Consider the following 12765-nt stretch of genomic DNA (forward strand, 5'->3'; position numbering starts at 1 on the left):
TCCCTACCAAGTGGTAAGAGTCTTAGGGAAGCTGTGCCGAGTCGTCCAGGAAGGAGCCCGTGACCCCGCCGCCCGCGACGACGGCCAGGCACAGCCCCACCCGGTCGCCGCGGGCCCACGACCGCTCGGTCGGCGCCCAGGTGACGGGGGTGACGCCGGCGTCCAGCTCGGCCTGGTCGAGCACGCACGAGCGGGCGACGCGCGAATCGGCGACCCGTTGTCCCGGCCAGACGGCGTCGCCGGAGAACTCGTACACCGTGACGACCTGGGCCTCGTGCGGGTCGACGCACGGCACCACCCGGACGATGTCGACGCGCCCGTCCGCCGGGAGGGTCTGCAGGCAGTTGCCGGTGACGAGCTGCTGGGCGTGCGCGGTCCGGGCCGACGAGACGTCCGCAGGCAGGGGCCGCGTCGCGACCGCCGTGAGCACCCCGGCCGTGACCGCGGCGACGAGGGCCAGGGTGCCGACGACCCCGAGCACGGCACCGGCGATCGCCATCCCCTTGCCGCGCGTGCCTCCGCGGGCGATGCGGCGCAGCGCCAGGACCGCGAGCACGAGCGCCACCGGTCCGAGCAGCAGGATGCCCGTGACCAGCGACCAGACGGCCAGCGGCTCCACGCGTGCGCGCGGCGTCGGCCAGCCCGCCGCGTAGTACGGCTCCGGGTTGCGGTAGGCGTCGGTGCTCAGGTGAGGCTCCCGGCGGTGAACGTGAGCGTGTGCTGGACCGCCGATCCGGTGATGGGCTCGTCGTCGTAGGTGAAGAACGTGCAGTACCCGGTGCCGCCGTCGAGCGAGTCGAAGTCGTCGGGGTGCGGGGTGAACAGCACGAGCTCGCCGTGGTCCTGGTACCCGTCCGGGAGGATCGTCTCGGCATCGGCGACGCACTGGTCCCAGGCGTTGGTCCACACCGGGTCGTCGGCGCTCAGGTCGCTGCTCGTCGGCTCGACCAGGTACGACATCGCCACGACCTCGCCCTCGTGCGTGGTGCCGCAGTCGACCACGGACGTGTCGCTCATGTCGTAGGAGTAGGCGTAGACGTCGAGGCAGTCGCCCAGCTGGAGGTCGGTGCGCAGCGTGTAGTCCGGCAAGGGGTCGGCGGCGTACTCGTCGCCGCCGCTGTCCGTCGAGCCGTCCCCGCTCCCGTAGTCGTACGGGTCGGCGGCGTAGGGCTCTCCGGTGTCGCTCGTCACCAGCGCGACGATGAACCCGACCACGGCGAGCATGTAGACGATGCCCACCGAGCCGAGGACGACCCCGGCGATCGCCATGCCGCGGCCGTTCTTGCCGTTCCTGCGGATCCGCCGCAGCGCCGCGATCCCGAGCCCGAGCGCGACAGGCCCGGGCAGGCCGCTGAGCACGACGAGGCCCGCCAGTCCGGTCACCATCGACGCGATCGCCAGCGGCTCGTTGGAGGCCGGTTGCGGCGCGTAGTACCCGGGTCCGTAGGGCGACGGTCCGTAGGCCGTGCCGTTGGGTGCGCCGAAGGGCGGCGGTGCCTGCCCGTAGCCCGGTGCCTGCCCGCAGCCCGCTGCCTGGCCGTACGCCGGGGCCGGCCCGTACGGCGACGGCTGGCCGTACGGCGACGGCTGACCGTAGGGAGTCGGCTGACCGTAGGGCGTACCGGTCGGCGGAGGGCCGTAGGACGCCTGGGGCGGGGTCCCGTACAGGGGCGTGCCACCCGCGGGGGGCGGGGAGAACGGGTTGCTCGCCTCGACGGCCGGGCTGAGCGGCGCCGTCGGCGCGGCGTCGGGGCGGGCCGGTGCCGCGTACGGCGCGGGCGGCGGCAGGACGGCCTCGTAGCCGCTCGGCGGTGGAGGTACAGGTCCGCGGTCGCTCTCGTAGCCACCGGGCACGGTGTACGGGTCGGGCAGCGGAGCCGGCCCCCCAGGCTCGTTGCTCATGCGCGCAACCTAGTGCAGCGGGCGCCGGGCGTCATCGACCGCTCCGTCAGATCACCCGCATGCGGTTCAGTCGGCGATCTGCAGGATCACGGGGACGTGGTCCGACGGTGCCTTGCCCTTGCGCTCGTTCCGATCGATCTGCACACCGGTCACGCGGGCGGCCAGCGCGGGCGTGGCGTACGTGAGGTCGATGCGCATGCCCTCGTTCCGGGGGAACCGCAGCTGCTGGTAGTCCCAGTACGTGTAGGTGTGCTCGGCGGGCTGGTGCGTACGCGACACCTCCGTGTAGCCGACCTCCGCGATCGCCCGGAAGGCGTCACGCTCCGCCGGGGTGACGTGCGTGCGGCCGGCGAACCAGGCCATGTCCCAGACGTCGGTGTCGAGCGGCGCGATGTTCCAGTCGCCGACGAGCGCGACCTGCGCCTGCGGGTCGGCCTCGAGCCACCCTCGGGCGGCGTCCCGCAGCCGGGCGAGCCAGTCGAGCTTGTAGGCGAAGTGCGGGTCGTCCACCTCGCGGCCGTTCGGCACGTACAGGCTCCACAGCCGGACGCCGCCGCACGTCGCCCCGAGCGCACGCGCCTCCGCGACCGCGGGGTCCCCCCACGTCGGCATGCCGGGGAACCCGACCTCCACGTCCTCGATCCCCACCTTGGAGACGATCGCGACCCCGTTCCACTGGCTGAAGCCGCTGGTCACGACCTCGTAGCCGAGGGCCTCGAACGCCTCGCGCGGGAACTGGTCGTCCTTGCACTTGGTCTCCTGCAGGGCGAGCACCTCGACCCCGGTGCGCTCCAGGAAGGCGAGGGCACGATCGGTGCGCGCGCGGATCGAGTTGATGTTCCAGGTGGCCAGACGCATGGGGCGAGACGTTACCGGGCGCCGACGGTTCGCCTAGCCGTACGCGTCGTGCGCGTGGTCCACGGGGGCGGGCGTCGTGCGTCCCACGACCAGCGACCACGCCCACCGCGCCACGTCCTCCGGCGGCGGGAGCGGGTCCATCCGCAGCCAGGCGCTGTAGACGGCGATCACCGAGCCGGAGATCCCGGCGGCGAAGACGTCGAGCGGCATCTCGGTGATCGGCTCGGAACCGTTCGCTCGCATCGTGTCGACGGCGAGCCGCTTGAACCGTTCGTGCAGCCGGTTCATCGCGACGAGGGACCCGTGCGAGCCGAGCGCGTCGCGGTAGAGGTCCACGTTCTCCGCGATCAGGCGCGCGTACCGCACCAGGGTGACCGGTGGCTCGTCCGAGGGCCGGGCGGCATCGACCGAGACGGTCTCCATGCCGAACTGCGACGCCTGGGTGTCCAGGGCGTCGGCCAGCAGCGTGTCCGTGTCCGGGTAGTGCTGGTAGAACGTGCTCCGGTTGACCGTCGCGCGGTCCGTGACGTCGGCGACGGTGATGTCCGTGAGCGTCTTCTCGTGGGCCAGCGACAGCAGGGCGTCCTGCAGGAGCCGGCGCGTGCGCAGCACCCGCGGGTCCACCCGCACACGGCCGTCATTGCCCGTCATGCGCCCCACTGTAGCTACGCAACGCCTGTCGGGTTCAGTCCACATGCCGAAACGTCGAAGATGGCGACGATGCCCGACGACCTCGGACGCAGGCATGACGAGACCCGGGTCGCCCCCTCCGACGGCCCGGGTCTCGTGTGTGACGGGCGGGCTCGCGGCGCAGACCGCCGCCCAGCTCCGTCCCCCTGCTGTAGCCGTGCTCCCGCACACGGCCGCAGCTCAGCCGCTTGCTCAGACCACGTCGTCGTCCACCCAGTCGAAGGTCTTGGTGACGGCCTTCTTCCAGAGGCGGTACTGACGGTCGCGCTCGTCGTCGGCCATGCTCGGCTCCCAGCGCTTGTCCTCGGCCCAGTTGTCGATGACGTCCTGCTCGCCGTTCCAGTAGCCGACCGCGATGCCGGCCGCGTACGCGGCGCCCAGCGCGGTGGTCTCGGCGACCTGCGGACGCACCACGGGGACGCCGAGGATGTCCGCCTGGAACTGCATGAGCAGCTCGTCCTGGACCATGCCGCCGTCCACCTTGAGCTCGGTCAGGTTCACGCCCGAGTCCGCGTTCATGGCGTCCAGCACCTCGCGCGTCTGGAAGGCGGTGGCCTCCAGGGCGGCGCGGGCGATGTGGCCCTTGTTGACGTACCGCGTCAGACCGACGAGCGCGCCGCGGGCGTCGGAACGCCAGTACGGGGCGAACAGGCCGGAGAACGCCGGCACGAAGTACGCGCCACCGTTGTCGTCGACCGTCTTGGCGAGCTCCTCGATCTCCGGTGCCGTCGAGATGATCCCCAGGTTGTCGCGCAGCCACTGGATCAGCGAGCCGCTGACGGCGATCGACCCCTCGAGCGCGTACACGGTCGGCTGGTCGCCGATCTTGTAGCAGACGGTGGTGAGCAGGCCGTTCTTCGACGGGACCGGCGACGTGCCCGTGTTGATGAGCATGAAGTTGCCGGTGCCGTAGGTGTTCTTGGCCATGCCGACCTCGAAGCACGCCTGCCCGAAGGTGGCGGCCTGCTGGTCTCCGAGGATGCCCGCGATCGGCACTCCGGGGACCATGCCGCCCTCGCGGCCGGTGCCGTACACCTCGGACGAGGAGCGGATCTCGGGCAGCATCGACAGCGGGATGCCCATGTCGTTCGCGATGTCCTCGTTCCACGTGAGCGTGTCGAGGTTCATCAGCATGGTGCGCGAGGCGTTGGTCGGGTCGGTGACGTGCACGCCGCCGTCCACGCCGCCGGTCATGTTCCACACCACCCACGAGTCGGTGTTGCCGAACGCGAGCTGGCCGGCCTCGGCCTTGGCGCGGGCGCCCTCGACGTTGTCGAGGATCCACTTGATCTTCGGGCCGGAGAAGTATGTGGCCAGCGGCAGGCCGACCTTGTCCTTGTAGCGGTCCGCCCCACCGCCGAGCGCCCCCAGCTCCTCGGCGATCTTCTGCGTGCGGGTGTCCTGCCAGACGATCGCGTTGTAGACCGGCTCGCCCGTGGTCCGGTCCCAGACGACGGCCGTCTCGCGCTGGTTGGTGATGCCGACGGCGGCGATGTCCTTGTAGGTGAGGTTGGCGCGCGTCAGGGCGAGGCCGACGACCTCGCGGGTGTTCTTCCAGATCTCCGCGGCGTCGTGCTCCACCCACCCTGCGCGCGGGAAGATCTGCTCGTGCTCGAGCTGGCCGGACTCGACGATGTGCCCGGAGTGGTCGAAGACGATGGCGCGCGAGCTCGTGGTGCCCTGGTCGATGGCAAGGATGTACTGGGTGTCGGGCATGGTGCGAATTCCTCCGAAGGTCGTGCGGTGCGATACGAGGTCCGGACGACGCCGACCAGGGGGCCAGTGGCGCCGTCCGGACGCTGGGGGGCTGAGTCAGCGAGCCGTCATACGACGTAGGCACCGGCGACGAGACCGCCGATGACGCCGCCGACGAGCGGTCCGAGGACGGGGACCCAGGAGTAGGACCAGTCGCTCGAGCCCTTGCCCTTGATGGGCAGGAGGGCGTGCGCGATGCGCGGGCCGAGGTCACGGGCCGGGTTGATGGCGTAGCCCGTCGGGCCACCGAGGCTGGCACCGATGCCGACCACGAGGAACGCCACGGGTAGCGGCCCGAGGGCTGCGGGGTTCTTGGCGAAGCAGAGGATGACGAACACCAGGACGAAGGTGCCGACGACCTCAGTGATGAAGTTCCATCCGTAGGTCCGGATGGCCGGACCGGTCGAGAAGACCGCGAGCTTGGTGGCGCCGTCGGCGTCCTCGTCGAAGTGCTTCTTGTAGGCGAGGAAGCAGATCAGGGCGCCTATCGCAGCGCCGAGCATCTGTGCGGTCACGTAGTAGAACCCGTTGGCCGCCGTGACGGGAATGCCCGGTGCGAACTCCTCCGCACCGCTGGCCCAGATGCCGATCGTCACCGCGGGGTTGAGGTGTGCGCCGGACTTGAAGGCGGCGTACACACCGGCCATGACCGCGAAGCCCCATCCGAAGTTGATGAGGAGCCAGCCACCGTTGAAGCCCTTGTTCTTCGGCAGGATGACGTTCGCGACGACACCTGTACCGAGCAGCACGAGCAGCCCGGTCCCCATCACCTCGGACCAGAAGGCATCTGTCATTGTGTAGTCCACAGTCGACCCTTTCTGACGGACGTCGTTGTCACGTTCACCTCGCGGAGGACCGCGAGGAGTTCTTAGGTCCCGACAGGACCGGAGGAGCCCCTCCCGGCGGGCGAGCGCGGCTTGGTGCCGGCGTCGACCTTCTCCTTGGCGTCGTCGACCCCGAGCATGGGCGCGAGGTCTGCCGCACGCAGGCGCACCTTCTCGGCCGACGAGTCGTCGGTCTCCTGCGCCGCGGCGTCCTCCGCCTCGGCGCGGGCGACGTACGCCGCGATCTCCTTGCTGCGGGTGGCGTCGTCCCAGCCCAGGACGGGTCCGACGAGGTCGGCGATCTCGTCGAGCGCACCGACCCCCTTGTCGGCCTGCTCGTAGTTGAGCCGCGTCCGGTGCATCAGCACGTCGTCCAGGTGCAGCGCGCCCTCGTGGCTGGCGGCGTAGACGATCTCGGCGCCGATGTACGCGTCGGCGTTCTTCAGCGGCTCGGCCAGGGCCGGGTCCGCCTCGACCAGGTCGATCAGCTCGCCGAGCAGCGACCCGTACCGGTGCAGCAGGTGGTCCATCCGCGGCCGGCTCCAGCCGTACTTCTGCGCGATCGCCCGCGACTGCCGCTGGAACACCTGCAGGCCCTCGGCGCCGACGAGCGGGAGGTTGTGCGTGATCGACGGCAGCGTCGTGGCGCGTGACCCGATCGCGAAGTCGACGGCGTCCTTGGCCATCACGCGGTAGGTGGTCAGCTTGCCGCCCGCGATGACGGTGAACCCCGGCGCCGGGGAGGCGACGGTGTGCTCGCGGGAGACCTTGGCCGAGCTGGTGCCGGCCTTGACCTGCGGCTGCAGCAGCGGTCGCAGACCGGCCCACGTGCCGATGATGTCGTCGCGGGTGAGCGGTCGGGACAGGACCGCGTTGGCGTGCTCGATCACGTAGTCGATGTCGGCGCTCGTCGCGACGGGGTGCGTCAGCTCCTGCACCCACGGGGTGTCGGTGGTGCCGATCACCCAGTACCGGGACCACGGGATGATGAACAGCACCGACTTCTCGGTCTGCAGGATCAGCCCGACCTCGCCGGCGATGCGGCTGCGCGGGACGACGATGTGGATGCCCTTGCTGGCCAGCACCCGCAGGCCACCCTCGGAGCCGGCGAGCGACTCGGTCTGCTCGGTCCAGACTCCGGTGGCGTTGATGATGTGCCGGGCGCGGACGTCGATGTGCTCGCCCGTCTCCAGGTCCACCAGCTCGGCACCGGTGACGGCTCCGCCGGAGGTCGTCTGCAGGTCCTGCACCTGGGTGCGGCTGGCGGCGCGCGCCCCGTAGGAGACGGCCGTGCGGACGAGGGTCTCGACCAGGCGTGCGTCGTCGACTGCCGCGTCCCAGTACCGGACCGCGCCGATCGCCGCGTCGTGGCGCAGGTCGGGGAAGAGCCGCTCCATGCCCTTGCGCGTCAGGTGCCGGTGGATGGGCAGCGCCCGCTTCCCACCGTTGACCGACGCGAGCGTGTCGTACAGCGCCACGCCGGCGCCGACATAGGCCCGCTCCCACACGCGGTTCTCGAGCGGGTACAGGAAGCTGACGGGCTTCACCAGGTGCGGGGCGAGGCTGTTGATCAGCAGGTCGCGCTCGGTGAGCGCCTCGCGCACCAGGTGGAAGTCGAGCATCTGCAGGTAGCGCAGACCGCCGTGCACGAGCTTGCTCGACCGGCTCGACGTGCCGCTGGCCCAGTCCTGCGCCTCGACGATCGCCGTCGACAGGCCCCTGCTGACCGCGTCGAGCGCGATGCCTGCGCCGGTGACACCGCCGCCGATCACGAGGACGTCGAGCTCGTTCCCGCGCTCGGCGCTCGATCGCAGAGCGTCGAGCGCGTCCTGTCGTGCCTGGGCCGTCAACGGCGCCGTTCGCATATGCCTTGCCCCTCGTGTCGCCAGATTCCTTGCTGTGGACCACTTCGTCCCGTTCGCCCGTTACCGGGCCCTTGGCTATCGTCGTCACGGAGCGAACGAACGCGCAACCTGGGTGCACATATGTGCACGCCGCGTCATCGGGCGGGACGGGGGTCAGATGTACGTCGAACGGGAGCAGGACGTGCTCCGGGCCGCGTCCATGTACTACCTGCAGGACATCAAGATGGAGGTCATCGCGCGGCACCTCGGCACCTCGCGGTCCACGGTGTCCCGACTGATCAAGCGTGCCCGGGAGTCCGGTCTGGTCGAGATCACGCTCCGACCGGCGAGCACCCGTGCACCGGGTCTCGGCCGGACGATCGCCGCGACGTTCGGCATCGATACCTATGTGGTCCCCGTGCCCGACTCCGCCAGCCACATCGAGCGGCTGGACCAGGTCTCGATCACCGCCGCACGTCTGCTGTCGTCGTGGTTCGACTCCGACATGGTGCTCGGCGTCGCGTGGGGGACCACGCTGGCGTCGGTCTCCCGGTACCTGGCGCCGAAGCCCACGCGCGGCTCCGCGGTGGTCCAGCTGAACGGCGCCGCGAACATGCGGACCAGCGGCATCGAGTACGCCAGCGACCTGATCTCGACGTTCGGCACCGCGTTCGCCGCCGCCGTCCACCACTTCTCTGTGCCCGCGTTCTTCGACTACCCCGACACCAAGGCCGCGATGTGGCGGGAGCGGTCGGTGCGGCGCGTGCTCGACATGCAGCGCCGCGCGGACATCGCGGTGTTCTCGGTGGGCGCGGTCGCGGGGGCGGTCCCGTCGCACGTGTACTCGGCCGGCTACCTCGACGACTCCGATGTGAAGAACCTGCACGACGAGGGCGTCGTCGGCGACGTGTGCACGGTCTTCCTGCGGGCCGACGGGTCCTGGCAGGACGTGCACCTGAACGAGCGCGCGACCGGGCCGACGCCCGTCGAGCTCCAGCGCATCCCACGTCGCGTGTGCGTCGTCGCGGGCGACAACAAGGTCGCGCCGCTGCTCGCAGCCCTGCGCGCCGGGGTGGTCACCGACCTCGTCGTCGACGAGATTACGGCCACCGGGCTGCTGGAGGCCGCCGAGCCTCCGCACCGCCGCCGCGTCCGGCGCTGACCCGGCGCCGAAGATCGCACAGGGTCCTACCCCCTCCTGTGAGAAAAAAGGTCAGTCTTTGCACTACCTGGTCAGGCCGACATCAGGGAGTATCAATGCCTACGCAGGGGGCGTGGGTGCCGACGGACGTCGTGGGCACCCGTCAGAAGAGGGTCCCCCGCCGCGGATCGACCCCCGACGACCGATGGGGACGCGTGACCGAGGACAGTCTGACCGGCACCACTTCGGGCCTTGCGCCCACCGAGCTGCGGTACTTGATCCTCGCGACGCAGCGGGAGGGCAACCGCGTGTTCGCCCGGCTGCTCGGGGATGCGGGACTCACCCCGTCGCAGGCCGAGATCCTCGTCGTCCTCTCGGAGTTCGGGCCGCTGAGCCTGCGTGACCTCGGCGGCATGATCGTCTGCGAGGCCGGCAGCCCGAGCCGTGTGGTCGACGCCCTGGTCCAGCGGGAGATGGTCGAGCGGCAGTCGGACCCGCGCGACCGGCGTGCGGTCCTGCTCGACCTGACGCCCGCGGCGCGCGCGCTGGTGCCGACGCTGCACGAGATCGAGCGCGAGATGGACGCCCTGACCGCGGACCGGCTCGACCCGTCGCAGCGTGCGCTGCTCGCCGGCGTGCTGCGCGACTTCCTGCGCGGCACCCGCGACGGTCTGGCCCTCGACCGCCGGTTCGCCGCGTGGCGGTCGGCGCCTCCGTCGACCCTCTCCTGAGGCGTCTACCCTCTCCCACGTGCCTTCCGACATCCGCGTCCGCCCGGCGCTGCCGGCCGACGTGCGCTACATCCGCGACCTGGTCGAGCCCTACGCGCAGCAGCGGATCCTGCTGGCCAAGGAGTGGGTCGGGTACTACGAGGGGGTGCAGGAGTTCCTCGTCGCCGAGGCGGTCTCCGAGCCCGGCGCCGGGACCGTCGTCGGCTGCGGGGCCCTGCACGTCATGTGGCAGGACCTGGCCGAGATCCGCACCCTGGCCGCCTCCAGGGACTGGCGCGGGGCGGGCGTCGGGCACGCGCTGCTCGACGCGCTCCTGCAGCGCGCCCGCGACCTGGGTCTGCGCCGGGTGTTCTGCCTGACGTTCGAGGTCGAGTTCTTCGAGGCGCACGGCTTCCACGTCATCGAGGGGACGCCCGTGACCCCGGAGGTCTACCTCGAGCTGCTTCGGTCGCACGACGACGGCGTCGCCGAGTTCCTCGACCTCGCGCGCGTGAAGCCGAACACGCTCGGCAACACGCGGATGCTCATCGAGCTCTGAGGCTCGCCGGCCGACGCCAGGGGGCGCTTCGCTCGGACGTCGGGGCTTGCCGTCAGTGCGGGAGGCGGTAGGTCGGGACGTCGTCGTCGGTGCGGGCGATCAGGCCGTCGGCGAGCAGGGACTCGACGCAGCGGGACATCTGGCGGGCGTCGGGCCACACCGCCGCGACCGCATCGGCGGGGACCGGGCCGATGGCCTCGCGGAGCAGGGCCATCACGCGACCGCGGACCTGGCGGTCGGTGCCGACGAACCCCTGGGTCCTGCGCCGGGCCGCGTGCACGTCGGCCGGGCGACCGGCCGCGTACCAGGCGCAGGCCTCGACCACCGGGCACGCGGCGCACCGTGGTGCGCGGGCGGTGCAGACGAGCGCGCCCAGCTCCATCGACGCAGCGGCCMAGCGGGCGGCGGTGGCGTCGTCGGCGGGCGCGTACGCGTCGGCGAGCCGCGCCTCGGCGGCCGTCTGGCTCGGTGCGGGGAGCGCCTGACCGGCGACGGTCCTGGCCAGCACCCGTCGCACGTTCGTGTCCAGGACCACCGACCGGAGCCCGAACGCGAACGCCCGGACCGCTGCCGCCGTGTAGGACCCGACGCCGGGCAGGGCCAGGAGCTCGGCGTCCGACGAGGGCACGACCCCGCCGTGCCGCTCGACGACCGCCCGTGCACACTCCTGCAGGCGCAGCGCCCGGCGCGGGTAGCCCAACCGGTCCCACGCGCGCAGGACGTCGCCCGTGCTCGCACCCGCCAGGTCGGCGGGCGTCGGCCACCGGGACATCCAGGCCCGCCACGCCGGCTCGACCCGCACGACCGGCGTCTGCTGGAGCATGACCTCGCTGACCAGCACGCCCCACGGCGTCCGGTCCGGCGCGCGCCAGGGCAGGTCGCGCGCGGACTCGTCGAACCAGGCGAGCACGGGCTCGCGCAGCTCGGTGGGGGTCGGCGGCACGCGAGCATCGTGCCCCACGGCCGCACTCGCCGCCGTCAGGGATCGCGCTGGCACGCGAGCATCGCGCCCCACGGCCGCGCTCGCCGCCGTCAGAGAGCGCGTTGGCACGCGAGCATCGTGCCCCACGGCCGCACTCGCCGCCGTCAGGGATCGCGTTGGCACGCGAGCATCGTGCCCCACCGCCGGTGCCCGGCTAGCGTGACCGGATGGAGCATGGGGTCGTCGCCGGACCGTGCGTCAGCGTCGCGGACGCCGAGGCCGTGCTCGGGTCGCCGGGCGACCAGCGGAGCTGCTGGTGCCAGTTCGACCGGTGGAAGCCGGCTACCTACCGCGAGATGCCGCTCGCACAGAAGCGCGCGCATCTCGTCGCGCGGGTGGAGGCGTCGGGCGTGAGCCCGGGGGTCGTCGCACGCCTCGACGACGAGCCCGTCGGCTGGGCCTCGGTGGCGCCTCGGTCGGCCTTCCCGCGCATCCGGACCAGCCCGTCCATGTCGACCCCGCAGACACGCGAGGACCTCGACGACGACGGGATCTGGGCGGTGACCTGCTTCGTCGTGCGGACGCGGCACCGCCGAAGCGGCCTGTCCGCGCTCCTGCTGGACGCGGCCGTCGAGCACGCCCGCGCGAACGGTGCGCACACCGTCGAGGGCTACCCGGTGGACGCCGCCGAGAGGCCGAATGCCGGGTCCGGGACGTACCGGGGGCGGCTGTCGACCTTCGAGTCCGCGGGGTTCGCGGTGGTCGCCCGCCCGCGCACGGGCCGCGCGGTGGTCCGGCTCACGCTCTGAAAACGCGGTCCTCGCCGGTGCGTCGGGTCCGCGGTCGTCCGTCCGGGCCTCTACCGTGGTCGCGCCGTGGTCGGACATCCGGCGACGCGACGTGAGAGGCGGTGGACCGATGGGCGCTCAGCAACCGCCGCCGCGGCTGCCGGCCCGTGTCTACTGGGTGCGACGCCTGATCGTGCTGGGGATCCCGGTGCTGGTCGTCGTGCTGGTGGTCGTCTGGCTCACCGGACGCGGCGACGACGAGGGCGCGACACCGACGGCGCAGACCACCACGACCGCGCCGCCGGCCGTCGCGCCGGTCGTGCCGGACCCGACGCCGTCGGTCGAGCCCGGCGGCGTCCCGGACTGCGACCCCTCCACGCTCGCGCTGGCCATGACGGCCACGGCCGAGTCGTTCGGCCCCGGGGTGAGCCCGTCGTTCAACGTCTCGATCACGAACATCGGCGCCGTCCCGTGCCTGGTGGACGCGGGCGAGGCGAGCCGAGAGATCGTCATCACCTCCGGCCCCGACCGGGTGTGGTCCAACCGCGACTGCATCGTGGCGGGCACGGAGAGCCGGGACCTGCTCCTGCCGGCGGCCGGTGCCGACGCCACGCAGCTGGCGTGGAACCGGGTCCGATCGGCGCCGGGCTGCCCGCCCGACCTGCCCGCTCCGGGGGCCGGGACGTACTCGGCGCAGTTCACGCTCGCCGGTGCGGCCGCGCCTCCGGCGGTGTTCGGGCTGGGCTGACCTGCAGTTCCGTCGTCTTGTACA

General features: G+C 71.9%; 13 protein-coding genes. 5 read left to right on the forward strand and 8 right to left on the reverse strand.

The window, feature by feature from the left end; translation table 11 throughout:
* Positions 1–22: 22 nt before the first annotated feature.
* The 7 genes from AC1DZC_RS15465 to AC1DZC_RS15495 form a co-directional block, all read right to left on the reverse strand.
* Positions 23–619, reverse strand: coding sequence for a DUF4190 domain-containing protein (locus AC1DZC_RS15465; protein ID WP_477043890.1), 597 nt, complete (start codon positions 617–619; stop codon positions 23–25).
* A gap of 65 nt (positions 620–684) precedes the next feature.
* On the reverse strand, positions 685–1902 hold the full coding sequence (locus tag AC1DZC_RS15470) for a DUF4190 domain-containing protein (protein WP_477043891.1): 1218 nt from the start codon (positions 1900–1902) through the stop codon (positions 685–687).
* Positions 1903–1968: 66 nt separating this feature from the next.
* Positions 1969–2760 carry an exodeoxyribonuclease III gene (locus AC1DZC_RS15475; RefSeq protein ID WP_477043892.1) on the reverse strand — a complete coding sequence of 264 codons (792 nt, stop codon included), beginning with the start codon at positions 2758–2760 and terminating at the stop codon, positions 1969–1971.
* 33 nt (positions 2761–2793) lie between these two features.
* The gene (locus tag AC1DZC_RS15480) at positions 2794–3411 is read right to left on the reverse strand and encodes a TetR/AcrR family transcriptional regulator (RefSeq protein WP_477040647.1); all 618 of its coding nucleotides are present in this window, start codon (positions 3409–3411) and stop codon (positions 2794–2796) included.
* A gap of 231 nt (positions 3412–3642) precedes the next feature.
* On the reverse strand, positions 3643–5166 hold the full coding sequence (gene glpK / locus AC1DZC_RS15485; protein ID WP_477040646.1) for a glycerol kinase GlpK: 1524 nt from the start codon (positions 5164–5166) through the stop codon (positions 3643–3645).
* Between the two features lie 107 nt (positions 5167–5273).
* Positions 5274–5999 (reverse strand): MIP/aquaporin family protein, encoded by a 726-nt coding sequence (locus AC1DZC_RS15490; protein ID WP_477040645.1) that lies wholly within the window; start codon positions 5997–5999, stop codon positions 5274–5276.
* 74 nt (positions 6000–6073) lie between these two features.
* Positions 6074–7894, reverse strand: a complete 1821-nt coding sequence (locus AC1DZC_RS15495; protein WP_477043893.1) for a glycerol-3-phosphate dehydrogenase/oxidase — start codon at positions 7892–7894, stop codon at positions 6074–6076.
* 157 nt (positions 7895–8051) lie between these two features.
* Between AC1DZC_RS15495 and AC1DZC_RS15500 the strand changes: the two genes are divergently transcribed.
* The 3 genes from AC1DZC_RS15500 (at position 8052) to AC1DZC_RS15510 (ending at position 10283) form a co-directional block, all read left to right on the forward strand.
* Positions 8052–9035: a sugar-binding transcriptional regulator gene (locus AC1DZC_RS15500; RefSeq protein WP_477040643.1), complete on the forward strand. Its 984-nt coding sequence runs from the start codon at positions 8052–8054 to the stop codon at positions 9033–9035.
* Positions 9036–9229: 194 nt separating this feature from the next.
* On the forward strand, positions 9230–9745 hold the full coding sequence (locus tag AC1DZC_RS15505; RefSeq protein ID WP_477040642.1) for a MarR family winged helix-turn-helix transcriptional regulator: 516 nt from the start codon (positions 9230–9232) through the stop codon (positions 9743–9745).
* Between the two features lie 19 nt (positions 9746–9764).
* A complete protein-coding gene (locus tag AC1DZC_RS15510; protein WP_477040641.1) occupies positions 9765–10283 on the forward strand; it encodes an amino-acid N-acetyltransferase in 519 nt (172 codons plus the stop codon).
* A gap of 52 nt (positions 10284–10335) precedes the next feature.
* Here the strand turns inward: AC1DZC_RS15510 and AC1DZC_RS15515 are convergent, their stop codons facing one another.
* The gene (locus tag AC1DZC_RS15515) at positions 10336–11226 is read right to left on the reverse strand and encodes an HhH-GPD family protein (protein WP_477043894.1); all 891 of its coding nucleotides are present in this window, start codon (positions 11224–11226) and stop codon (positions 10336–10338) included.
* A gap of 206 nt (positions 11227–11432) precedes the next feature.
* Between AC1DZC_RS15515 and AC1DZC_RS15520 the strand changes: the two genes are divergently transcribed.
* Both AC1DZC_RS15520 and AC1DZC_RS15525 read left to right on the forward strand, forming a co-directional pair.
* Positions 11433–12014 (forward strand): N-acetyltransferase family protein, encoded by a 582-nt coding sequence (locus AC1DZC_RS15520; RefSeq protein WP_477043895.1) that lies wholly within the window; start codon positions 11433–11435, stop codon positions 12012–12014.
* Between the two features lie 109 nt (positions 12015–12123).
* A complete protein-coding gene (locus AC1DZC_RS15525; RefSeq protein ID WP_477043896.1) occupies positions 12124–12741 on the forward strand; it encodes a hypothetical protein in 618 nt (205 codons plus the stop codon).
* The last annotated feature ends 24 nt before the right edge of the window (positions 12742–12765 follow it).

The sequence above is a fragment of the Cellulomonas sp. P2_B4 genome, assembly GCF_056404795.1.